Source organism: Streptomyces sp. NPDC039465 (genome assembly GCF_055639315.1).
This window is the reverse complement of the sequence record NZ_JBVKAP010000010.1, coordinates 102,029-123,589: the sequence shown is the minus strand read 5'-3', so window position 1 is coordinate 123,589 and position 21,561 is coordinate 102,029. Positions and strand designations below refer to the sequence as shown.

21 protein-coding genes and 1 pseudogene are annotated in these 21,561 nt (G+C 70.4%); 4 read left to right on the top strand and 18 right to left on the bottom strand.

Going from position 1 to position 21,561, the window contains the following annotated elements:
- Positions 1 to 3 precede the first annotated feature (3 nt).
- The gene (locus ACZ7LT_RS28500) at positions 4 to 435 is read right to left on the bottom strand and encodes a DUF948 domain-containing protein (RefSeq protein ID WP_471238975.1); all 432 of its coding nucleotides are present in this window, start codon (positions 433 to 435) and stop codon (positions 4 to 6) included.
- A 158-nt stretch (positions 436 to 593) separates the two neighbouring features.
- Between ACZ7LT_RS28500 and ACZ7LT_RS28495 the strand changes: the two are divergent.
- Positions 594 to 1,102: pseudogene (locus ACZ7LT_RS28495) on the top strand (AAA family ATPase); the annotation flags it as partial.
- A 147-nt stretch (positions 1,103 to 1,249) separates the two neighbouring features.
- Here the strand turns inward: ACZ7LT_RS28495 and rpsD are convergent.
- Positions 1,250 to 1,864, bottom strand: coding sequence for a 30S ribosomal protein S4 (gene rpsD, locus ACZ7LT_RS28490; RefSeq protein ID WP_019884843.1), 615 nt, complete (start codon positions 1,862 to 1,864; stop codon positions 1,250 to 1,252).
- Between the two features lie 254 nt (positions 1,865 to 2,118).
- On the opposite strand from rpsD, the gene ACZ7LT_RS28485 reads away from it, so the two are divergent.
- Positions 2,119 to 2,814: a DUF2470 domain-containing protein gene (locus ACZ7LT_RS28485; RefSeq protein ID WP_471238974.1), complete on the top strand. Its 696-nt coding sequence runs from the start codon at positions 2,119 to 2,121 to the stop codon at positions 2,812 to 2,814.
- A 32-nt stretch (positions 2,815 to 2,846) separates the two neighbouring features.
- Here the strand turns inward: ACZ7LT_RS28485 and ACZ7LT_RS28480 are convergent, their stop codons facing one another.
- The 4 genes from ACZ7LT_RS28480 to ACZ7LT_RS28465 form a co-directional block, all read right to left on the bottom strand.
- Entirely contained in the window at positions 2,847 to 4,202 is a 1,356-nt protein-coding gene (locus ACZ7LT_RS28480; RefSeq protein ID WP_471238973.1) for a replication-associated recombination protein A, read from the bottom strand.
- 51 nt (positions 4,203 to 4,253) lie between these two features.
- The gene (locus ACZ7LT_RS28475; protein ID WP_471238972.1) at positions 4,254 to 4,874 is read right to left on the bottom strand and encodes a vitamin K epoxide reductase family protein; all 621 of its coding nucleotides are present in this window, start codon (positions 4,872 to 4,874) and stop codon (positions 4,254 to 4,256) included.
- 160 nt (positions 4,875 to 5,034) lie between these two features.
- Complete coding sequence (hisS, locus tag ACZ7LT_RS28470; RefSeq protein ID WP_471238971.1) at positions 5,035 to 6,297, bottom strand: histidine--tRNA ligase; 1,263 nt, start codon at positions 6,295 to 6,297, stop codon at positions 5,035 to 5,037.
- 11 nt (positions 6,298 to 6,308) lie between these two features.
- Positions 6,309 to 7,016, bottom strand: a complete 708-nt coding sequence (locus ACZ7LT_RS28465; protein ID WP_471238970.1) for an MBL fold metallo-hydrolase — start codon at positions 7,014 to 7,016, stop codon at positions 6,309 to 6,311.
- 136 nt (positions 7,017 to 7,152) lie between these two features.
- Here ACZ7LT_RS28465 and ACZ7LT_RS28460 point away from each other — a divergent pair, with 136 nt between their 5' ends.
- Both ACZ7LT_RS28460 and ACZ7LT_RS28455 read left to right on the top strand, forming a co-directional pair.
- Complete coding sequence (locus ACZ7LT_RS28460; RefSeq protein ID WP_471238969.1) at positions 7,153 to 7,932, top strand: peptidylprolyl isomerase; 780 nt, start codon at positions 7,153 to 7,155, stop codon at positions 7,930 to 7,932.
- A gap of 178 nt (positions 7,933 to 8,110) precedes the next feature.
- Positions 8,111 to 9,340 carry a DUF349 domain-containing protein gene (locus ACZ7LT_RS28455; RefSeq protein WP_471238968.1) on the top strand — a complete coding sequence of 410 codons (1,230 nt, stop codon included), beginning with the start codon at positions 8,111 to 8,113 and terminating at the stop codon, positions 9,338 to 9,340.
- Between the two features lie 64 nt (positions 9,341 to 9,404).
- Here the strand turns inward: ACZ7LT_RS28455 and ACZ7LT_RS28450 are convergent, their stop codons facing one another.
- The 12 genes from ACZ7LT_RS28450 to pdxS all read right to left on the bottom strand — a co-directional run bounded on the left by ACZ7LT_RS28450 (position 9,405) and on the right by pdxS (position 21,504).
- Positions 9,405 to 11,897 (bottom strand): RelA/SpoT family protein, encoded by a 2,493-nt coding sequence (locus ACZ7LT_RS28450; protein WP_471238967.1) that lies wholly within the window; start codon positions 11,895 to 11,897, stop codon positions 9,405 to 9,407.
- A 99-nt stretch (positions 11,898 to 11,996) separates the two neighbouring features.
- A complete protein-coding gene (locus tag ACZ7LT_RS28445; RefSeq protein WP_471238966.1) occupies positions 11,997 to 12,383 on the bottom strand; it encodes a hypothetical protein in 387 nt (128 codons plus the stop codon).
- A gap of 160 nt (positions 12,384 to 12,543) precedes the next feature.
- Entirely contained in the window at positions 12,544 to 13,086 is a 543-nt protein-coding gene (locus ACZ7LT_RS28440; RefSeq protein WP_471238965.1) for an adenine phosphoribosyltransferase, read from the bottom strand.
- The gene (gene secF / locus ACZ7LT_RS28435; RefSeq protein ID WP_471238964.1) at positions 13,083 to 14,183 is read right to left on the bottom strand and encodes a protein translocase subunit SecF; all 1,101 of its coding nucleotides are present in this window, start codon (positions 14,181 to 14,183) and stop codon (positions 13,083 to 13,085) included. Before secF ends, ACZ7LT_RS28440 begins: the two co-directional genes overlap by 4 nt.
- Position 14,184: 1 nt before the next feature.
- On the bottom strand, positions 14,185 to 15,936 hold the full coding sequence (secD, locus tag ACZ7LT_RS28430) for a protein translocase subunit SecD (protein WP_471238963.1): 1,752 nt from the start codon (positions 15,934 to 15,936) through the stop codon (positions 14,185 to 14,187).
- Positions 15,937 to 16,077: 141 nt separating this feature from the next.
- Complete coding sequence (gene yajC, locus ACZ7LT_RS28425) at positions 16,078 to 16,515, bottom strand: preprotein translocase subunit YajC (RefSeq protein WP_471238962.1); 438 nt, start codon at positions 16,513 to 16,515, stop codon at positions 16,078 to 16,080.
- 165 nt (positions 16,516 to 16,680) lie between these two features.
- Positions 16,681 to 17,760, bottom strand: coding sequence for a Holliday junction branch migration DNA helicase RuvB (gene ruvB / locus ACZ7LT_RS28420; RefSeq protein WP_471239075.1), 1,080 nt, complete (start codon positions 17,758 to 17,760; stop codon positions 16,681 to 16,683).
- A gap of 100 nt (positions 17,761 to 17,860) precedes the next feature.
- Entirely contained in the window at positions 17,861 to 18,490 is a 630-nt protein-coding gene (ruvA, locus tag ACZ7LT_RS28415; protein ID WP_471238961.1) for a Holliday junction branch migration protein RuvA, read from the bottom strand.
- On the bottom strand, positions 18,487 to 19,053 hold the full coding sequence (gene ruvC, locus ACZ7LT_RS28410; RefSeq protein ID WP_471238960.1) for a crossover junction endodeoxyribonuclease RuvC: 567 nt from the start codon (positions 19,051 to 19,053) through the stop codon (positions 18,487 to 18,489). Before ruvC ends, ruvA begins: the two co-directional genes overlap by 4 nt.
- A 117-nt stretch (positions 19,054 to 19,170) precedes the next feature.
- Positions 19,171 to 19,923 (bottom strand): YebC/PmpR family DNA-binding transcriptional regulator, encoded by a 753-nt coding sequence (locus tag ACZ7LT_RS28405; RefSeq protein ID WP_471238959.1) that lies wholly within the window; start codon positions 19,921 to 19,923, stop codon positions 19,171 to 19,173.
- A 61-nt stretch (positions 19,924 to 19,984) separates the two neighbouring features.
- The gene (gene pdxT / locus ACZ7LT_RS28400; RefSeq protein ID WP_471238958.1) at positions 19,985 to 20,575 is read right to left on the bottom strand and encodes a pyridoxal 5'-phosphate synthase glutaminase subunit PdxT; all 591 of its coding nucleotides are present in this window, start codon (positions 20,573 to 20,575) and stop codon (positions 19,985 to 19,987) included.
- Positions 20,576 to 20,580: 5 nt separating this feature from the next.
- On the bottom strand, positions 20,581 to 21,504 hold the full coding sequence (gene pdxS, locus ACZ7LT_RS28395) for a pyridoxal 5'-phosphate synthase lyase subunit PdxS (RefSeq protein ID WP_019884864.1): 924 nt from the start codon (positions 21,502 to 21,504) through the stop codon (positions 20,581 to 20,583).
- Between the last annotated feature and the right edge of the window lie 57 nt (positions 21,505 to 21,561).

The window sequence follows — 21,561 nt, the reverse complement described above, 5'->3', positions numbered from 1 at the left end:
CGGTCAGCCCTTCTGCTTGCGGCGCCGGGCGGAGGGCACCGTGCGGCCGACGATCACGGTACGACGGCTCTGGCGCGCGGGCGCGTCGTCCCCGCCGCGGCCCAGGGCGCGGCGGACGCCGTAGCCGAAGGCGGCGACCTTGACCAGCGGGCCTCCGAAGGTGGAGGCGACGGTGGTGGAGAGCGCCGAGGCGTTGGAGGTGACTTCCTGGACGTCCGAGGCGATGGCGTCGACCTTGTCGAGCTGGGTCTGCGCCGAGCGGACGGCCGCCGAGGCGTCGGCGAGCAGCGGAACCGCCTGTTCGGTCACGTCCGCCACCAGCTTGGTGGTCGCCCGGAGCGTCTGCGCCAGCCTCACCAGCACCACGGCGAGGAAGGAGACCAAGATCGCCCAGAACACGGCCACCAGGATCCCGGCAACCTCTCCACCGGTCACGCTGCACCGCTCTCTGCTGTCGTTGGGGCCTTACGAAAGTCGTCCTCCGACCCTATCGCGCCCGCGGTCCACCGCCGTACCGCATTAACGGTCCGTGGGGCAGGAGTTACGCGGTCGGATTGTACGGAGCGGATCCGGATGAATACGCTCCGTGTTCCATGCGACGGAGCGATCTCCCGGCGGAGCTGAACCGGTTCGTGGGCCGGGCGGCGGAGCTGGACGAGCTGGGCCGGATGCTGGCGCGGGCCCGCCTGGTCACCGTGGTCGGGGTGGGCGGGGTCGGCAAGACCCGGCTCGCGTTGCGGCCGCCGCTGAGGCGCAGAAACGCTACGCCGACGGGGTCCGGCTGGCCGAGCTGTCCGCGCTGCGGGACCCGGCGGTGGTGGCGCCCGCCCTGGCCGAGGCGGTCGGGCTGACCGATCACACGCTGCGGGCACCGCTCGAAATGCTGGCGGAGCATCTCACCGAGCGCCAACTCCTGCTGGTGGTCGACGGCTTCGAGCATCTGGTGGAGGAGTGCGCCCCGCTGTTGCGCGAGCTGCTGCGGCGCGCGCCGGGTCTGACGGTGCTCGCCACGGGACGCCGGCCGCTCGCGACCGCCGGGGAGGTGGTCTTCACGCTTGCCCCGATGAGTGAGCGGGACGCCGTGGCGCTGTTCGGCGAGCGGCGCTCGCGCGGCGAACACCGCGCGCGGAGCCGGGCGCCGTGAGGCCGGGCCGTGTTCCCGCGCCGGGAACGCGGAAGCCCGCCGGCTCCCCCACCGGAGACGGCGGGGAGACGGCGGGCTGAGTACCGCGAAGTGACTGCGCCTGCGTCAGCGGGCGTAGTACTCGACGACCAGCTGCTCGTCGCAGATGACCGGGATTTCCTTGCGGTTCGGGTCGCGGTCGAGGCGGAAGGCCAGGGCCTTCAGGTTGACCTGCAGGTAGCGCGGGGTCTCACCGTCGGCGGCGAAGCCACCCTCGCGGGCAACCTGGAACAGGGCCTTCTCGCGGGAGCGCTCGCGGACCGTCACGACGTCGTCGGGACGGACGCGGAAGGACGGCTTGTCGACCTTGCCGCCGTTGACCTCGATGTGGCCGTGGACGACCATCTGGCGGGCCTGGTAGATGGTGCGGGCGATGCCCGAACGCAGGACCAGGGCGTCGAGACGACGCTCGAGCTCGACGACCAGCGCCTCGCCCGTCTTGCCCTCGGCCTTCTTGGCGCGGTCGTAGGCGCGGGCCATCTGGCGCTCGCTGATGTCGTACTGGGCGCGCAGGCGCTGCTTCTCGAGCAGACGGACCTTGTAGTCCGAGTTCTGCTTGCGGCCACGGCCGTGCTCGCCCGGCGGGTAGGGGCGGGCCTCGAAGTACTTGACGGCCTTCGGCGTCAGCGCGATGCCGAGCGCACGGGACTTCTTGACCTTGGGACGCGACTGGTTAGGCACGTTCTCCAGACCTCCGTTGTAGGTTAGGTTAGGCTCACCTTACTCAAGGAGATCGCATGTCTCGTCCGGGGAACACCAGTCACGTCACGGACAACACGGAGAAGGCCGACCCCAGTGCAGGGGCCAGCACCACCGGCTCCCAGGAAACCCATGGGGCCGACGCCGGCGCCCAGATGGTGCATCGCGCCGGTCACGTGACGGAGGTCCGATCAGATCGTGGTCAGCCGCGTCCCAGCGGACTTGAAATCGCGCGGATGCCGTCAGCAGCCGAGCGCACACGAACTCTCGTACAGAGTACATGCTCCGCGGTGCTGATCGTTCCGGGGGCCGAGGCCCTCGGCGTCGACCAGCTGATGCCCGAGGCGCGGGCGGTCGGTCCCGACGGCGAGGTCTTCCTGCTCTTCCCGGCCGACGCCCCGGCCGTACGGGCTGCCACGCACGCCCAGGACGACGAACTGCCGGCCGTCCTGGAGCTCACCGACGTCGCCCCGGTCTCCGTTCCCCACCGTATCCGCGGCCGGGCCTGGGTCTCCGGCTGGCTCACCTCACTGCCCGGCCACGCGGGCCCCGGCCGGATGATGCTGCGCCTGGAGGTGGGCGAGGCCAGCGTCGACGACCTGTGGGGCGCGGCGAAGGTGGACTCCGAGGCCTTCGCGCAGGCCGTACCCGACCCGCTGGTCTCCCACGAGGCGGAACTGCTCCAGCACCTGCACGCGGCGCACGGCCGGCAGGTACGGGAGCTGAGCACCCTCCTCGGCGACCGCGCCGCGGAGGGCACGGCCGTACGGGACGTGGTACCGCTGGCGCTCGACCGTTTCGGCCTGCGGATCCGCTTCAGCGACGGCGCGGGCCACTGCTTCGACACCCGCTTCGACTTCCCGGAGCCCGTCCGGAACGTGAGCGAACTGCGCCGCGCGATGCACCGCCTCTTCGAGGCGGCCCAGCACTGAGCCCAGCACTGGCCGGCCCGGACGCGACGAGGTCAGGAGGACTCGCCGCGCAGCCGCTCGCGCACCTTTTCCACCACGTCCGCGTACCGGGCCTCCGCGCCGTAGCGGGTCGGTTCGTAGTAGCGCTTGCCGTGGACCGCGTCCGGGGCGTACTGCTGCGGGGCGATGGCGCCGGGGACGTCGTGGGGGTAGACGTAGCCCTGGGCGTGGCCGAGCTTGGCCGCGCCCTTGTAGTGGCCGTCGCGCAGGTGGGGTGGGACCGGGCCCGCGAGGCCGGCCCGGACGTCCGCGAGGGCCGCGCCGATCGCGGTGGTCGCCGCGTTCGACTTCGGGGCCAGGGCGAGGGCGATGGTGGCGTGGCTGAGGGTCAGCGCCGCCTCCGGGAAGCCGATCATGGCGACGGCCTGGGCCGCGGCGACCGCGGTCGGCAGGGCCGTCGGATCCGCGAGGCCGATGTCCTCGCTCGCCGAGATCATCAACCGGCGGGCGATGAACCGCGGGTCCTCCCCCGCCTCGATCATCCGGGCCAGATAGTGCAGCGCCGCGTCCACGTCCGAGCCGCGGATCGACTTGATGAGGGCGCTGGCCACGTCGTAGTGCTGGTCGCCGTCCCGGTCGTACTTCACCGCCGCCCGGTCGACGGTCTGCTCGACCGTCTCCAGGGAGATCTCCGGCTCGCCCTTGGCGATGGCCGCGCCCGCGGCCGCCTCCAGGGCGGTCAGGGCCCGCCGGGCGTCGCCGCCCGCGATCCGCAGCAGATGGCCCTCGGCGTCCGCGGTGAGAGTGACCGCGCCGCCGAGGCCGCGCTCCTCGGTGAGGGCCCGGGCCAGCAGCCCGCGCAGATCGTCCTCGGTGAGCGGCTCCAGGGTCAGCAGCAGGGAACGGGAAAGCAGTGGTGAGATCACCGAGAAGTAGGGGTTCTCGGTGGTGGCGGCGATCAGCGTCACCCAGCGGTTCTCCACCGCCGGGAGCAGGGAGTCCTGCTGCGCCTTGCTGAAGCGGTGGATCTCGTCCAGGAAGAGGACGGTGTCCTTGCCGAAGCCGCCGGCCGCGCGCCGCGCCCCGTCGATGACCGCGCGGACCTCCTTGACGCCGGCGGTGATCGCGGAGAGCTCGACGAAGCGCTTGTTCGTCGCCTTGGAGACGACGTAGGCGAGGGTGGTCTTGCCCGTGCCGGGCGGGCCCCACAGGATCACCGAGGAGGCCCCGGCGGGACCGCCCGCGCCGTCGCCGACCAGGCGCCGCAGCGGGGATCCCGGCCGGAGCAGATGCTGCTGGCCGACGACCTCCTCAAGGGTGCGCGGGCGCATCCGTACGGCCAGGGGGCTGCTGGACGGGTCCTTCTCCTGGCGCTCTTCGGCGGCTGCGGTAAACAGGTCGGGCTCCACGTCCTGAAGCCTAGGTCACCCCACTGACAACGCCGAAAGCGCCAGGGGCGGTCAGCTGGTCCAGAAGTCCCACCAGCGCGTCAGGATCAGCATCCCGATGATCCCGATGTGCAGGACGGGCAGCACCCAGGTGAACTCGCCGAAGAAGCGGCGCAGCCAGGCCGGGGCGGGCAGCAGCGCGTGGCGGACGTTGTGCGAGGTCACGTACCAGAACATGACGATCGTGGCGACCCAGGCCAGGCAGCACCACAGGCAGAGCGAGCCGATCACGTACAGGGACTGGTACGTCAGCCAGGCGCAGAAGCCGACGCCGAAGAGCGTGCCGGCGTTGAGACCGAGCCAGTACCAGCGGCGGAACCGGGCACCGGCGACCAGAGCCATGCCGATGGCGATGACCATCGCGTAGGTGACCAGACCGAGCATGGGGTTGGGGAAGCCGAAGGCCTCCGCCTGCTCGCTCTTCATGATGTTTCCGCAGGCCACGACCGGGTTGATGCTGCATCCCGGGGTGAAGGTCGGGTCTTCGAGCAGCTTGAACTTGTCGAGCGTGATCACCCAGGAGGCCAGCAGGCCCGCCGCGCCCGTGATCACGAGCAGCAATGCGAGCGCCCGGCTCGCTCCGACGCCTCCGTCCTTTTCGGAGGAGACGCCGTCAACCGCTGCTTTCGTCATGTCGCCGTTCCATCACTCGGGGCCTGGGCAGGGTCATTCTGCCGCAAAGCCTTGTGCGTCGGCCGTTCGATGGACATAAGGACGGACAGCGGTACGGACAAGGGGAGGCCCCGGACCGGTCGGTCCGGGGCCTCCTCGTTCCGTACGTCCGTACGCGAGGTCAGCCGAGCTTCGCCCGCAGCCGCTCGGTCACCTGCTCCAGGGCGACCGCCTCCTGCTCCCCGGACTCCATGTCCTTGAGCTGGACGACGCCCTCGGCGAGGTCGCGCTCGCCCGCGACGAGGGTGAAGCGGGCTCCCGAGCGGTTGGCGTTCTTCATGTGGCTCTTGAGGCCCTTCGCGCCGTACGAGAAGTCCGCCGCGATGCCCTCCTTGCGCAGCTCGGTGACCTTGCCGAACAGGACCTTGCGGGCCTCTTCGCCAAGGGCCACCGCGAAGACGCTGGTGGGGGCCGGGATGTCGAGTTCGATGCCCTCGGCCTCAAGGGCCAGGACCGTACGGTCCACGCCCAGCGCCCAGCCGACGGACGGCAGCGCCGGGCCGCCGATCATCTCGGACAGGCCGTCGTAGCGGCCGCCGCCGCCCACCGCAGACTGGGAGCCGAGACCGTCGTGGACGAACTCGAAGGTGGTGCGGGTGTAGTAGTCGAGGCCGCGCACCAGCTTCTCGTCGTCCTCGAAGGCGACGCCCGCCGCGCCGATCAGTTCACGTACCTCCTCGTGGTACGCCTTGCAGTCGTCGCACAGGTAGTCACGCAGCATCGGGGCGCCCACCAGCTGCTTCTGCACCTCGGCGCGCTTGTCGTCGAGGACCCGCAGCGGGTTGATCTCGATGCGGCGGACGGTCTCCTCGTCGAGGTCGAGGCCGCGCAGGAAGCCCTGGAGCGCCTCGCGGTAGACCGGGCGGCACTGCTTGTCGCCGAGCGAGTTGAGCAGGATACGGAAGTTGGACAGCCCGAGCGTGCGGTACGCCTGGTCGGCCAGGATGATCAGCTCGGCGTCGAGCGCCGGGTCCTCGGCACCGATCGCCTCGGCGCCGACCTGCGAGAAGTGGCGGTAGCGGCCCTTCTGCGGGCGCTCGTAGCGGTAGTACGAGCCGGAGTACCACAGCTTGACCGGCAGGCCGCCGGCCTTGTGCATGTTGGCCTCCAGCGCCGCGCGCAGCACGGAGGCGGTGCCCTCGGGGCGCAGCGCCAGGTTGGCGCCGCCCTTGGTGGTGAGGGTGTACATCTCCTTGGTCACGATGTCGGTGGACTCACCGACGCCGCGGGCGAAGAGGTCGACGTCCTCGAAGCCGGGGGTCTCGATGTAGCCGTAACCCGAGGTGCGCAGCGGGGCGGAGATGGCGTCGCGGACGGCGAGATACGTGGCCGAGTACGGCGGGATGAGGTCGTAGGTGCCCTTGGGGGCCTTGAAGGTGCTCACGGAAACTCTTGTCACATTCCTCGTCGGGGAGCGGCGGTGCTCCCGAGGCCGGCGGCCACGTCCCGCAGATAGGGGTTGGTGGCGCGCTCACGGCCGATGGTCGTCTGGGGACCGTGGCCGGAGAGGACCACGGTCGAGTCGTCGAGCGGCAGGCACACGCGGGCCAGCGACGCGAGCATCTCGTCCATGTCACCTCCGGGCAGGTCGGTGCGTCCGATGGAGCCGGCGAAGAGCAGGTCGCCCGAGAAGAAGACGGACGGAACGTCCGCCGCCTCGGGCATCCGGAAGGTCACCGACCCCCTGGTATGGCCGGGCGCGTGGGCGACGGTGAATTCGAGACCGGCCAGCGACAGCTGGGCGCCGTCGGTCAGCTCCTTGACATCGTCCGGCTCCCCCACGGTCAGCTCGCCCATGAGCTGCGTACCGAAGGCGCGGCCGAGGGCCTTCTCCGGGTCGCTCATCATGTACCGGTCCTCGGGGTGGATCCAGGCGGGTACGTCATGGGCTCCGCAGACCGGGACGACCGAGGCGACATGATCGATGTGGCCATGGGTGAGCACGACCGCGACGGGCTTGAGCCGATGCTTCTTGAGCGTCTCCTCGACTCCCTGGGCGGCCTGGTGGCCCGGGTCGATGATCACGCACTCCTCGCCTGCGGCGGGGGCGACCAGATAGCAGTTGGTCCCCCAGGCCCCGGCGGGGAACCCGGCAATGAGCACGATCGTCCTTAGATGTCGTCCGGCGGAAGAATGCAGATCAGAGCCTACCGGCGCGACTCATCCCACAGCCAACCCGTATACGGTACGGGCACATCCGTCCCGGACAGGAACAGACGACCGACAAGGAGCAGAACCGGTGGTCAGCAGCGATCAGCGGCGGCGGCAGCTCGCCAGGGAGAAGTTCGAGCGGCAGCAGCGGCGCCGCGCCGAGGCGCAGAAGAAGGCCAAGCGCCGCAATACGGTCATCGCCGCCGCGCTGGCCGTGGTGCTGGCCTCGGGCGGGGCCGTGTACGGATCGATCGTGCTGACCGGCGGGGACAAGGCGTCGGACGACGCGGCGTCGTCGGCGAGCGCGTCGCCCAAGGAAAGCGCGTCGCCGGAGCCGGCGATGTCGGTCGACCGCAAGGCGAAGTACACGATGTCGCTCACCACGAACCAGGGCGCCGTCACCATCACGATGGACGCGGCGAAGACCCCTCGGACGGTGAACTCGTTCAAGCACCTGGCGGACAAGAAGTACTTCGACGGGACCAAGTGCCACCGGCTGACCACGGCCGGGATCTTCGTGCTCCAGTGCGGCGACCCGAAGGGCGACGGCAGCGGCGGCCCGGGCTACACCATCCCGGACGAGAACCTGAACGCGCTCGGCAAGGCCGGCGCGGACGGCTCGGTGACGTTCCCTGCCGGGACCGTGGCCATGGCCAACACGATGCAGCCGAACACCGGCGGCAGCCAGTTCTTCCTCGTCTACCAGGACACCAAGCTGCCTCCGCAGTTCACCCCCTTCGGCACGATCGACGCCGCCGGGTTGAAGGTCGTCCGGGACGTGGCGAAGGGCGGCGTGGAGGGCGGTGCCAAGGACGGCGCGCCGAAGAAGCCGGTCACCATCGAGAAGGCCGCTGTCCGGAAGGTGTGAACCGCTGAATTTCGGTCGCGCTGGGAGCGGACAGCCGGGCGGCCGGTCGCCTAGATTGGCGTTGTGCAGCGCGGGGTCCGATTCGTGCTGTGGAGGGCGGGCGAGGCCCGTCGCGGAAACTGTGGACGATGCCCAGGGGGCGAGGGCCCCCTCACCGGCATCATGTGGAGGAGGCGCTGTGAGCAGCGACCCGTGGGGCCGCGTCGATGAGACGGGGACCGTGTACGTGCGGACAGCCGATGGCGAGAAGGTCGTCGGATCGTGGCAGGCCGGCACTCCAGAGGAGGCACTGGCCTACTTCGAGCGCAAGTACGAGGGACTGGTGGTCGAGATCGGCCTCCTCGAACGGCGGGTGAGGACCACCGATCTGTCGGCGAAGGACGCCACGACCGCGATCGAGCACCTGCGTCAGCAGGTGGACGAGCACCACGCGGTCGGCGACCTCGCGGCGCTCGCCAAGCGTCTCGACGCACTGGCCGAGACCGTGGAATCGCGCCGTGAGGAGCGCAAGGCCCAGAAGGCGAAGCAGGCCGACGAGGCCAAGTCCGCCAAGGAGGCGTTGGTCGCCGAGGCGGAGGAGCTGGCCCAGAGCGAGCAGTGGCGGGCGGCCGGTGAGCGGCTGCGGGCGCTCGTGGACACCTGGAAGGGCCTGCCCCGGCTCGACCGGAAGTCCGACGACGAGCTGTGGCACCGCTTCTCGCACGCCCGCTCGGCCTTCTCCAAGCGCCGCAAGGCGCACTTCGCCTCGCTGGACGCGCAGCGCGAGGAGGCCCGTAAGACCAAGGAGAAGCTGGTCGCGGAGGCCGAGTCGCTCTCGAACTCCACCGACTGGGGTGCGACGGCCGCCCGCTACCGCGAGCTGATGGCGGACTGGAAGGCCGCGGGCCGCGCCCAGCGCGAGCACGAGGACGATCTGTGGAACCGCTTCCGCGGCGCCCAGGACGTCTTCTTCGCGGCGCGCAGCGAGGTCTTCGCCGAGCGGGACGCGGAGCAGATCGAGAACCTCAAGCTCAAGGAGGAGCTCGCCACCGAGGCCGAGAAGTTGGTGCCGGTGACTGCCCTGAAGGCGGCCCGGGCGGCCTTCAGGGCAGTCAACGAGCGCTGGGAGGCCATCGGGCACGTGCCGCGGGACGCGCGCTCCAAGGTCGAGGGCCGGATGCACGCCGTCGAGCGCGCGCTGCAGGAGGCCGAGGAGTCCGAGTGGCGCCGTACGAACCCGGAGGCACGCGCGCGTGCCGCGGGTCTGACGGGCCAGCTCCAGGACGCCGTGGACAAGCTCCAGAAGCAGATCGACGCGGCCCGCTCGGCGGGCAACGACGCCAGGGCCGACAAGCTCGCCAAGGAGCTCGAGGGCCGGCAGGCGCTGCTGGACCAGGCGCTGAAGGGCCTGGAGGAGTTCGGCGGCTGACGCCGTACGGCTTCCGGTACGAGAAGGGCCCCCCTCGCGTGCGGGGGGCCCTTTCGTGTGCGTGTTACGGGCGGCGGGCCGAGGTCACGCGGTAGACGTCGTAGACGCCCTCCACGCCCCGTACGGCCTTCAGGACGTGTCCGAGGTGCTTCGGGTCGCCCATCTCGAAGGTGAAGCGCGAGGTGGCCACCCGGTCGCGGGAGGTCTGCACGGCCGCCGAGAGGATGTTGACGTGCTGGTCGGACAGGACGCGGGTGACGTCCGACAGCAGCCGGGACCGGTCGAGGGCCTCGACCTGGATGGCGACCAGGAAGACCGAGGACTGGGTCGGCGCCCACTCGACGTCCAGCATCCGCTCGGGCTGCTGGGAGAGGGAGTCGACGTTGACGCAGTCGGCGCGGTGAACCGATACGCCGCTGCCGCGCGTGACGAAGCCGATGATCGGGTCGCCCGGCACGGGCGTACAGCAGCGGGCCAGCTTCACCCAGACGTCCTCGACGCCCTTGACGACGACTCCGGGGTCGGCGTTGGCGCGGCGCTTGGAGCGGCCGCGGGACGGCGGGGCGGTCTCGGCGATGTCCTCGGTGGCGGCCTCCTCGCCGCCGAGCGCCTGCACCAGCTTCTGCACGATGCTCTGCGCGGTGACATGTCCCTCGCCGATCGCCGCGTACAGCGAGGAGATGTCGCTGTAGCGCATCTCGTGGGCGAGGGTGACGAGCGAGTCGCCGGTGAGGATCCGCTGGATCGGCAGGTTCTGCTTGCGCATGGCGCGCGCGATGGCGTCCTTGCCCTGCTCGATCGCCTCGTCGCGGCGCTCCTTGGAGAACCAGGCACGGATCTTGTTGCGGGCCCGGGGCGACTTGACGAAGCCCAGCCAGTCGCGGGACGGGCCGGCGCCGGGTGCCTTGGAGGTGAAGACCTCGACCAGGTCGCCGTTGTCGAGGGTCGATTCGAGCGGGACGAGCCGTCCGTTGACCCGTGCGCCTATCGTGCGGTGGCCGACCTCGGTGTGCACCGCGTACGAGAAGTCGACCGGGGTGGCCCCGGCCGGAAGCGCGATGACATCGCCCTTGGGGGTGAAGACGAAGACCTCGTTGCGGGAGAGGTCGAAGCGCAGCGACTCCAGGAACTCCGAGGGGTCCTCGGTCTCCTTCTGCCAGTCGAGCAGCTGGCGCAGCCACGCCATGTCGTTGAGGTGGTCGTCCTTGCCGCCGCTCTTGCGGGGCACGTCGGTACGCACCTTGGAGGCGCCGGCGACGGCCTCCTGCTTGTACTTCCAGTGCGCGGCGATGCCGTACTCGGCGCGGCGGTGCATGTCGAAGGTGCGGATCTGCAGCTCGACCGGCTTGCCGTTGGGCCCTATGACCGTCGTGTGGAGCGACTGGTACATGTTGAACTTGGGCATCGCGATGTAGTCCTTGAACCGGCCGGGGACCGGGTTCCATCGCGCGTGGACGGTGCCGAGGGCGGCGTAGCAGTCCCGGACGGTGTCGACGAGGACGCGGATGCCGACCAGGTCGTAGATCTCCGCGAAGTCCCGGCCACGGACGATCATCTTCTGGTAGACGCTGTAGTAGTGCTTGGGCCGGCCGGTGACGGTGGCCTTGATACGGGCGGAGCGCAGGTCGGACTGGACCTCGTCGGTCACTATGGCGAGGTACTCGTCGCGCTTGGGGGCGCGCTCGGCGACGAGCCGGACGATCTCGTCGTACATCTTGGGGTAGAGGATCGCGAAGGCGAGGTCCTCCAGCTCCCACTTGATGGTGTTCATGCCCAGCCGGTGGGCCAGCGGGGCGTAGATCTCCAGGGTCTCGCGGGCCTTCTTCTCCTGCTTCTCCCGCTTGAGGTAGCGCATCGTGCGCATGTTGTGCAGGCGGTCGGCGAGCTTGATGACCAGGACACGCGGGTCCTTGGCCATGGCGACGACCATCTTGCGCACGGTCTCGGCCTGGGCGGCCTCGCCGAACTTGACCTTGTCGAGCTTGGTGACGCCGTCGACGAGGAGGGCGACCTGGTCGCCGAAGTCGCGGCGCAGGGTGTCCAGGCCGTATTCGGTGTCCTCGACGGTGTCGTGCAGCAGACCGGCCATCAGCGTCGCCGGGTCCATGCCAAGCTCGGCGAGGATGGTGGTGACGGCGAGCGGATGGGTGATGTACGGGTCGCCGCTCTTGCGCTTCTGGCCGCGGTGCCAGCGCTCGGCGACCTGGTAGGCCCGCTCGATCTGACGGAGCGTGGCCGTCTCGATCTTGGGGTCGTTGGAGCGGACGATCCGCAGCAGCGGTTCCAGGACCGGGTTGTACGGCGACGAGCGCTGCACACCGAGGCGGGCGAGACGGGCGCGGACCCGGTTGGAGGAGCCGCCCGAGCGGGCGGCGGCCGGGGCGGCGGGCTTGGGCGCCGTGACCGGCGGCGGTGCCGGGGCCTGGACACGCTCCGGCACCGACGGCGTGGGTCGGTGCTCCCCCGGCTTGTTCTGGGGCGCGGCGGGAGCCGCCGCGGCCTTCTCGGCCTGCTGGTCGGTCTTCGCGGCGGAGAGTGACTGGGCCTCGTCTGGCAAGAGCGCTCCTCGTGCGGATCCGGGTCCCCCGGTCGAGCCCGGACATCCCATGGTATCGACACGGGGGCCCCGGTGCTCACGCGCGTGACCCGGCCTCCGTCAGGCCCAGCGGATCAGGGAGGCCCCCTTGATCTGGATCTCCTTCTCGGCGGCGACGTTCCCCCACGGCACCTTGATCGAGGCACCCTTGCCGCAGCCGGCGTCGAACCAGGTCTTCTTCCCGTTCACGAAGCCCTTCACCTTCACGCAGGCGCTGCCCTTGAAGGCCTTCCAGGAGTAGCCCATCTTCATGCCGGGGGCGCCGAAGTGGCCGCAGCCGTCGCTGGCGGTGCTCCACTTCAGCGGGACGCCGCCGGCGTTCTTCCAGCCGGTGCAGGTGTTCGCAGCGGCGGCCGGGGAGGCGCCCGCGGTGAGGCCGGCGAGGCAGAGCAGCGCGGCCGCGGCCGCGGCGGCCGTACGGGAGAGTGGCAGGGCTGTGCGGGGCATCCGGGTCCTTCCGTCGGGATGCCGCCTGGGCGGCGGTCCAAAGATCGAAACAGTGCGTACCCGGAAGAACGGGAAGGGCGCCCCGGAGTTCTTCCGGGACGCCCTTCGCAGTTCCGTTCGGGCCCTCATCCGCCGGAGCGAGCTCCGGGGCGGGGGCCGGTCAGACGGTGATCAGTGCCTCCAGCGGGGCGCCGCGCAGCGCGGGCTCCAGGCGGGCCCGGCCCGCGAGGAAGCCGAGCTCCATCAGGACCGCGACGCCCGCGACCTCGGCGCCCGCCCGGCGGACGAGCTCCAGGGACGCCTCGGCGGTGCCGCCGGTGGCGAGGACGTCGTCGATGACCATGACCCGGTCGCCCGCGGCCAGGTCCTCGGCGTGCACCTCGATCTCTGCGGTGCCGTACTCCAGCTCGTACGCCTGCCGCAGGGTCGCCCCGGGGAGCTTGCCCGCCTTGCGTACGGGCACGAAGCCCAGGCCGGAGCGGACGGCGACCGGCGCGCCCAGGATGAAGCCGCGCGCCTCCAGACCGACGACCTTCGTGGCGCCGTGCGTGGCGCACAGCGCGGCGAGCTCGTCGGTGAGGGCCGTGAACGCCGACGGGTCGGCGAGCAGCGGCGTGATGTCCTTGAACAGCACGCCGGGCTTCGGGTAGTCGGCGACGTCCCGGATCCGGCTGAGCAGGAGCTCCCGCGTGCCCTCGGTCATCGGCGCTTGTCCGTCGGACGGCCGCGGCGGCCACGCTGGCCGACGACGGCGGCGGCCGGTGCGGTGTCCTCGGGGAGCGGGTCGAAGTCGCCCGGGCCGGAGGGCTCGTCCAGCGACTCGCCCTTGGCGGCCGCTGAGGCCCGCTTGGCCATGACGCGCTTGCGCAGCGCCTTCATCGCCGGCTCGCGCTCCTTGAAGTCGGCGACGAGCGGGGTGGCGATGAAGATCGAGGAGTACGCACCGGCGGCGAGGCCGACGAAGAGCGACAGCGAGATGTCGTTCAGCATGCCCGCGCCGAGGACACCGCCGCCGATGAAGAGCAGACCGGCGACGGGCAGCAGCGCCACCACGGTGGTGTTGATCGAACGGACCAGGGTGCCGTTGATCGAGCGGTTGGCGATGTCGCTGTAGGTCCACCGGGTCTGCTTGGTGATGTCCTTCGTCCCCTCCTTGAGGGAGTCGAAGACGACGACCGTGTCGTACAGCGAGTAACCGAGGATCGTCAGCAGACCGATGACCGTACCCGGCGTGACCTCGAAGCCGACGAGGGCGTAGACACCGACCGTGATGGTGATGTCGTGGACCAGCGCGATCAGGGCGGCCAGCGCCATGCGCCATTCGAAGGCGATGGCCAGATAGATCACCACAAGGATCATGAAGATCCCGAGGCCGGTCCAGGCCTTGTTGGCGATCTGCTCACCCCAGCTGGGGCCGACCAGCTCGGAGTTGATGTCCCCGGCCTTCAGGCCCAGGTCCTGGACGAGCTGGGCCTCGACCTTGTCGGCCTGCTCGGTGTTGAGGCTGCTGACCTGGATGCGCAGGCCGCCGGTGCCGAGCTCCTGGACGATCGCGTCGTGGCCGGCGGCATCTTCCGCGAACTTCTCCGCCTGGGAGGCCGAGACGGTCACCCGGTCGGTGGTGAAGACGGCGCCGCCCTGGAACTCGATGCCCATGTTCAGCCCGCGCACCGCCAGGCCGACGATGGCCGTGATGGTGATCAGGATGGACAGGCCGTACCAGATCTTGCGGTTGCCGACGAAGTCGTAGCCGACCTCGCCGCGGTGGAGCCGGGCGCCGAGATTGCCGAGCTTCGACATCTCACGCCTCCTTCGGGTCGGTGGGGGCGGAGACACGGCGGGAGCGGCGAAGCGGCGGCTTGGCGCCGAGCCGCTTCGGGTCCAGACCGGACCAGGCGTGACCGTTGCCGAAGAACTTCGTCCGGGCGACCAGCGTCATGACCGGCTTGGTGAAGAGGAACACCACGACGACGTCGAGGAGGGTCGTCAGGCCGAGCGTGAACGCGAAGCCCTGCACCTTGCCGACGGTGACCACGAAGAGCACGGCCGCGGCGAGGAAGGAGACGAAGTCGGAGACGAGGATCGTGCGGCGGGCACGCGGCCAGGCGCGCTCGACGGCGGGGCGCAGCGTGCGGCCCTCGCGGATCTCGTCCCGGATGCGTTCGAAGTACACGATGAACGAGTCGGCGGTGATACCGATGGCGACGATGGCGCCGCAGACCGCCGGGAGGTTCAGTGCGAAGCCGATGGCCGGGCCGAGCAGCGCCATGAGCGTGTAGGTCAGCACGGCCGAGGCGATGAGGCTGAGGATGGCGATCAGCGACAGGCCGCGGTAGTAGACCACCAGGTAGATCACGACCAGCGCGAGACCGATGGCACCGGCGATCAGACCGGCCTCCAGCTGCTCACCGCCGAGGGCGGCGGTCACGGTCGTGACGCTCTCCTCGTTGAACGAGAGCGGCAGGGCGCCGTACGACAGGATGTTGCCCAGGTCCTGTGCGGATTCCTGGGTGAAGCTGCCGGAGATCTCGGCGTTGGCGCTGAGCGTCGTACGGACCGAGGGGGCCGAGACGACCTCGCCGTCGAGGACGATCGCAAACTGGTTCATCGGCGGCTGCTGCTGGGAGAGCCGGCCGGTGATCTTCTGGAACTTCTTGGCGCCGGCCTCGGTGAACTCCATCTGGACGATCCACTGACCGTTGCGCTGGTCGATGGCGGCCTTGGCGTCGTCGACGTCCTTGCCGTCCACCTCGGCCGGGCCGAGGATGTACTTCTCCCACTGGCCGATGCCGTTCTTGCCGCAGCCGACGATCGTGTCGGTGGGCTTGACGCCCTGACCGGCGGCGGAGCGCTGCTTGGGGTCGAGGCAGTTCAGCGCGGCGAACTTCTTCTCGAGCGCGGCGGTGGCGGCGTCGGGGGCCGGCGGCTTGGGGCTCTCGGTGGCCTTCGGCGCGCCGGAGGCGCTGGCGCTCGGCGTGGGCGCCTTCTTCAGGCCGTCGGTGACGGGACGGCCCTGGGTAGTGGCGCTCGCCGAGGGGGTGGCGGACGACTTGCCCTTGCCATCCGTGCCCTTCCCGTCGGAGGCGGACGCGCCCGGCGACGGCTTGGTGCTGCCGGAGGGCTTCGGCGTCGGCGCCGGCTCGCTGGGCGCGTACGTCAACACGGGGCGGAAGTAGAGCTGGGCGGTGGTACCGACCTGCTCACGGGCCTGCTTGGAGTTCGTCCCCTTGGGGATGTTGACGATGATGTGCTCTTTGCCCTGCGTCTGGACCTCGGCCTCGGAGACACCCAGACCATTGACACGGCGTTCGATGATGCCGACCGCAGTGTTCATGTTGGTCTCGTTGACGGCGTCTTCCTTGCCCTTCTCGGCCTCCGCCTTGAGCGTGATCGTCGTACCGCCGGCCAGGTCAATGCCGAGACGCGGCGTGGTGTGACCCGACCAGAACATCCCGCCGGTGAGCGCGACCATGGCGATCAGGATCAGAGCCAGGGCACGCCCCGGCCTGCCCTGTCCCCCCGCCGGCCCTCGGCCCTTCTTCGGTGCTGCCACCTTGTCGTTTCTCCCTGTCCAACCGCGCCGCGCCGGGTGTGCGCGGGGCGGCCACGAAGTGTTGTGGGGATCTGCCCCCGCAGACGTAGACACGTTCCGGGGACCGCGGGCACCTGTGGGCGCCGCGGTCCCCGGCCCCCGCTACTTCGCGTCGGTCTCGCCGTCGGCCTTGCCGTCCTTCGGCTCCGCGTCGTCGGACTTCTTGGTGAGGTCCGGCTTGGCGGTCTCGGTGTCGGCGTCCTCGGTCAGCGACGAGACGTCGTCCGGGACGACCGGGCTGTCGTCCTTCGCGGAGTCGTCGCCGTGGACGATGCGGTTGTACTCGTCGTCGGTCAGGACCGCGCCGATGGCGTTCTTGGCGAAGACCGCGTGCACGGCGGGGGCCAGCTCGAGGAGGACGGTGTCGTCGTTGACCTCCTTGACCGTGGCGTACATGCCGCCGATGGTGCGGACGCCGGTGCCGGGCTGCATCTGGTCGCGCATCTGGGCGGCCTGCTGCTGCTTCTTCTTGGCGGACCGGGTCATCAGGAACATGGCCCCGATGAGCACGATGAACGGGAGGAAAGTCAGGAGATTCACGGGACGGAAATTCCTTCGCACGACCGCGGGGATTGCGGCCTGATCTTCGGGGGGTGGGCACGCCGACCTGGAAGGGCGGCATCGGCGGAGTCTAAGCGAGTCCGCATCGATGGAACAACGCCCAGCATCGCACCGTGGTTCCTGGCCCAGCCAGTATCCGCGCCGTCAAGGGCCGAAGAGCCCCTGTTGTCCGCTTCCCGGCGCTGCCGAGCCCGGCGGCACGAGTCCCAGGTGCGCCCAGGCCGCGGGAGTGGCGACCCGGCCACGGGGCGTACGCGCCAGCAGTCCTTCCCGTACGAGGAAGGGCTCGGCGACCTCCTCGACGGTCTCGCGCTCCTCCCCCACCGCCACCGCGAGGGTCGACAGGCCGACCGGGCCGCCGCCGAAGAGCTTGAGGAGGGCCTCCAGGACGGCCCGGTCGAGGCGGTCGAGGCCGCGGGTGTCGACCTCGTACACCCCGAGGGCGGCGGCCGCGATCTCGCGGGTGATCACGCCGTCGGCCCTGACCTGGGCGTAGTCCCGCACGCGGCGCAGCAGGCGGTTGGCGATACGGGGCGTGCCGCGGGAGCGGCCGGCGATCTCGGCCGCTCCCGCGGTGTCGATCTCGACGTCGAGCAGCCCGGCCGAGCGGTGGATGACGCGCTCGAGCTCGGCGGGCTCGTAGAACTCCATGTGGGCGGTGAAGCCGAAACGGTCGCGCAGCGGGGGCGGCAGCAGTCCGGCTCGGGTGGTGGCGCCGACGAGAGTGAAGGGGGGCAGCTCCAGCGGGATGGCGGTGGCGCCGGGGCCCTTGCCGACGATGACGTCGACCCGGAAGTCCTCCATCGCCATGTAGAGCATCTCCTCGGCGGGCCGGGACATGCGGTGGATCTCGTCGAGGAAGAGGACCTCTCCCTCCTGGAGGGAGGAGAGGATCGCGGCGAGGTCTCCGGCGTGCTGGATGGCGGGGCCGGAGGTGATCCGGATCGGGGCGCCCATCTCGGCCGCGATGATCATGGAGAGGGTGGTCTTGCCGAGGCCGGGGGCGCCGGAGAGCAGGACGTGGTCGGCGGTGGCGCCGCGCTGGCGGGCCGCCCTGAGGACGAGGTCGAGCTGCTGGCGGACCTTCTCCTGGCCCACGAACTCGTTCAGATCCTTGGGGCGCAGGGCGGCCTCGACCGCGGTGTCCTCGCCGTCGGCGGCCGGGCCGACGAGTCGTTCGGACAGGGCGTCAGCCGCTGCGGAGTCGGTCTCGTCCCAGTTCACTGCGGTAGGCCTCACGGAGTTAGGGGTGCGGAGTCGGATGCGGAGTCGGGGTTGAGGTCAGGGCCGGGGTGTGCCGGTCGTTGCGGCCCCGGCCGCCGGGTCAGCGGGTGCGGTTGAGCGTCTGCAGGGCCGCGCGGAGCAGCTGCGGCACGGGCGCGGAGCCGGTCTCGGCGAGGGCGGCCTCGGCCTGTGGGGTGACCGCGGCGACCGCCTCCTCCGCCTCGCGGCTCGCATAGCCGAGGCCGATCAGGGCGGCCTGGAGCTGCTCGGTCCAGGGGGCGGGCCCGGCCGCGACGCGCTGCGCGCCGACGACCGCGCCGGTGCCGAGCGGCTGCCCCAGCTTGTCCTTCAGTTCGAGGAGGAGTTTCTGCGCGCCCTTCTTGCCGATGCCGGGCACGGCCGTCAGCGCCTTCTCGTCGCCGGTGGAGACGGCCAGGCGCAGCGCGTCGGGGCTGTGTACACCGAGCATCGCCTGGGCAAGGCGCGGGCCGACGCCACTGGCGGTCTGGAGCAGCTCGAAGACCTGGCGTTCGTCGTCGTCCGCGAAGCCGTAGAGGGTGAGCGAGTCCTCCCGTACGACCAACGAGGTGGCCAGCCGGGCCTCCTGACCGATCCTCAGGGCGGCGAGGGTGTTGGGGGTGCACTGGACGGCCATCCCGACACCACCGACCTCGATCACGGCCGTGGTGGGGGCGAGTGCGGCGACCGGGCCGCGGACGAAGGCGATCATCGGGTACGGCCTTTCGGTGCGTACGGAGCGTGCTGCGCGTGCGGGGCGGTGCGGGCGTGCTGGGCGACCGCCTGCTGGAGGCGGTTCTGAGCGGGGGCGCGCCAGATGTGGCAGATGGCGAGGGCGAGCGCGTCGGCCGCGTCGGCGGGCTTGGGCGGGGCGTCGAGCCGCAGCAGCCGCGTCACCATCGCGCCGACCTGCGCCTTGTCGGCGCGGCCGCTGCCGGTGACGGCGGCCTTGACCTCGCTGGGGGTGTGCAGGGCGACGGGGATCCCACGGCGGGCGGCGCACAGCATGGCGACGGCGCTGGCCTGGGCGGTGCCCATCACCGTACGGACATTGTGCTGGCTGAACACCCGCTCCACCGCGACCAGTTCGGGGCTGTGGGCGTCGAGCCACTCCTCTATGCCGGCCTCGATCGCGACCAGGCGGTGGCCGATGTCGGCATCCGCGGGCGTACGGACGACGCCGACGCCGCGCATGGTGAGCGGGCGGCCCGCGACCCCTTCGACGACGCCGACCCCGCACCGGGTCAGCCCTGGGTCCACCCCGAGAACACGCACCGCACCCCTCCTTCGACCTCTTGTTCGTGCAGGCTATCGGCAGGCACTGACAACGCGACGGGCCGACGGGGGTGTGTTCCCCGTCGGCCCGTCGCACAGGCGTGGGTCAGGCGCTGATCAGGCGTCGACCTTCTCCATGACCTCGTCCGAGACGTCGAAGTTGGCGAAGACGTTCTGCACGTCGTCGCTGTCCTCCAGGGCGTCGATCAGCTTGAAGATCTTGCGGGCGGCTTCCTCGTCCAGCTCGACCTGCATGGTCGGGACGAAGTTCGCCTCGGCGGAGTCGTAGTCGATACCGGCCTCCTGGAGGGCGGTGCGGACCGCGACCAGGTCGGTGGCCTCGCTGAGGACCTCGAAGCTCTCGCCGAGGTCGTTGACCTCCTCGGCGCCCGCGTCGAGGACGGCACCCAGGACGTCGTCCTCGGTCAGCTCGCCCTTGGGGACGATCACGACACCCTTGCGGTTGAAGAGGTAAGAGACCGAGCCCGGGTCGGCCATCGAGCCGCCGTTGCGGGTCATGGCGACGCGGACGTCCGAGGCGGCGCGGTTGCGGTTGTCGGTGAGGCACTCGATGAGCACCGCGACACCGTTCGGGCCGTAACCCTCGTACATGATCGTCTCGTAGTCGACGCCACCGGCCTCGAGCCCGCCGCCGCGCTTGACCGCGGAGTCGATGTTCTTGTTCGGCACCGAGCTCTTCTTGGCCTTCTGGATGGCGTCGAAGAGGGTCGGGTTACCGTCCGGGTCGGCGCCGCCGGTCCGGGCAGCGACCTCGATGTTCTTGATCAGCTTCGCGAAGAGCTTGCCGCGCTTGGCATCGATCACGGCCTTCTTGTGCTTCGTCGTAGCCCATTTAGAGTGGCCGGACATCTGCCTGTCTCCTTCGCGTAACCCATTTCTGAACGAACCCCAGAGATCCTACCGGGACCTCTCAGACCGCCGCGCGCACCATCTCGACGAACAGGGCGTGCATCCGGTGGTCGCCCGTCAGTTCCGGATGGAACGACGTGGCCAGGGCGTTTGCCTGGCGGACGGCCACGATGTGCCCCTCGTGCTCGGCGAGGATCTCCACCTGCGCGCCGGTCGATTCGACCCACGGAGCGCGGATGAAGACGCCCTCGACGGGGCCGCCCTCGACACCCTCGACGGCGACGGACGCCTCGAAGGACTCGTTCTGCCGGCCGAAGGCGTTGCGGCGGACGATCATGTCGATGCCGCCGAACGTCTCCTGGCCCGAACGCGGGTCGAGGATCTTGTCGGCGAGCATGATCAGACCGGCGCAGGTGCCGTAGACGGGCATGCCGGCCGCGATGCGCTCACGCAGCGGCTCCATCATGCCGAACAGCGTGGCCAGCTTGGAGATGGTGGTGGACTCGCCGCCCGGAATGACCAGGCCGTCGACCTCGGCGAGCTCCTCGGGGCGCCGCACCTCCCTGGCCGTGGCATCCGCCGCAGCCAGGGAGATCAGGTGCTCCCGTACATCGCCCTGGAGGGACAGGACGCCGATGACGGGGTTGCTCATGGTGCTTACCAGCCCCGGTTGGCGTAGCGCTCGGCCTCGGGGAGGGTGTCGCAGTTGATGCCGACCATGGCCTCGCCCAGGTTGCGGGAGGCGTCCGCGATGATCTTCGGGTCGTCGAAGAAGGTGGTCGCCTTCACGATGGCGGCGGCGCGCTTGGCCGGGTCGCCCGACTTGAAGATGCCGGAGCCGACGAAGACACCCTCGGCACCGAGCTGACGCATCAGCGCGGCGTCGGCCGGGGTCGCGACACCACCGGCGGAGAAGAGCACCACGGGCAGCTTGCCGAGCTCGGCGACCTCCTTGACGAGCTCGTACGGGGCGCGCAGCTCCTTGGCGGCCGCGTACAGCTCGTTGTTGTCGAAGCCGCGCAGCTTGGCGATCTCGTTCTTGATCTGGCGCAGGTGGCGGACGGCCTCGACGACGTTGCCGGTGCCGGCCTCACCCTTGGAACGGATCATGGCCGCGCCCTCGGCGATGCGGCGCAGAGCCTCGCCCAGGTTGGTGGCGCCACAGACGAAGGGGGTGGTGAAGGCCCACTTGTCGGAGTGGTTGACCTCGTCGGCCGGGGTGAGGACCTCGGACTCGTCGATGTAGTCGACACCCAGGGACTGCAGGACCTGCGCCTCGACGAAGTGGCCGATGCGGGACTTGGCCATGACCGGGATCGAGACGGCGCCGATGATCTCCTCGATCATGTTCGGGTCGGACATGCGGGCCACGCCGCCGTCCTTGCGGATGTCCGCGGGGACCCGCTCCAGGGCCATGACGGCCACGGCGCCGGCGTCCTCGGCGATCTTCGCCTGCTCGGCGTTGACCACGTCCATGATCACGCCGCCCTTGAGCTGCTCGGCCATGCCGCGCTTGACGCGAGAGGTACCGATCGCCGAGGACTCAGCGGACTGCGGGGTGGTGGGAAGCGTGCTGGACACGGAAGGGACCTCATTCGGAGAACGGGGGGTTACGACATCAGGAAGGAAACAGGCCAC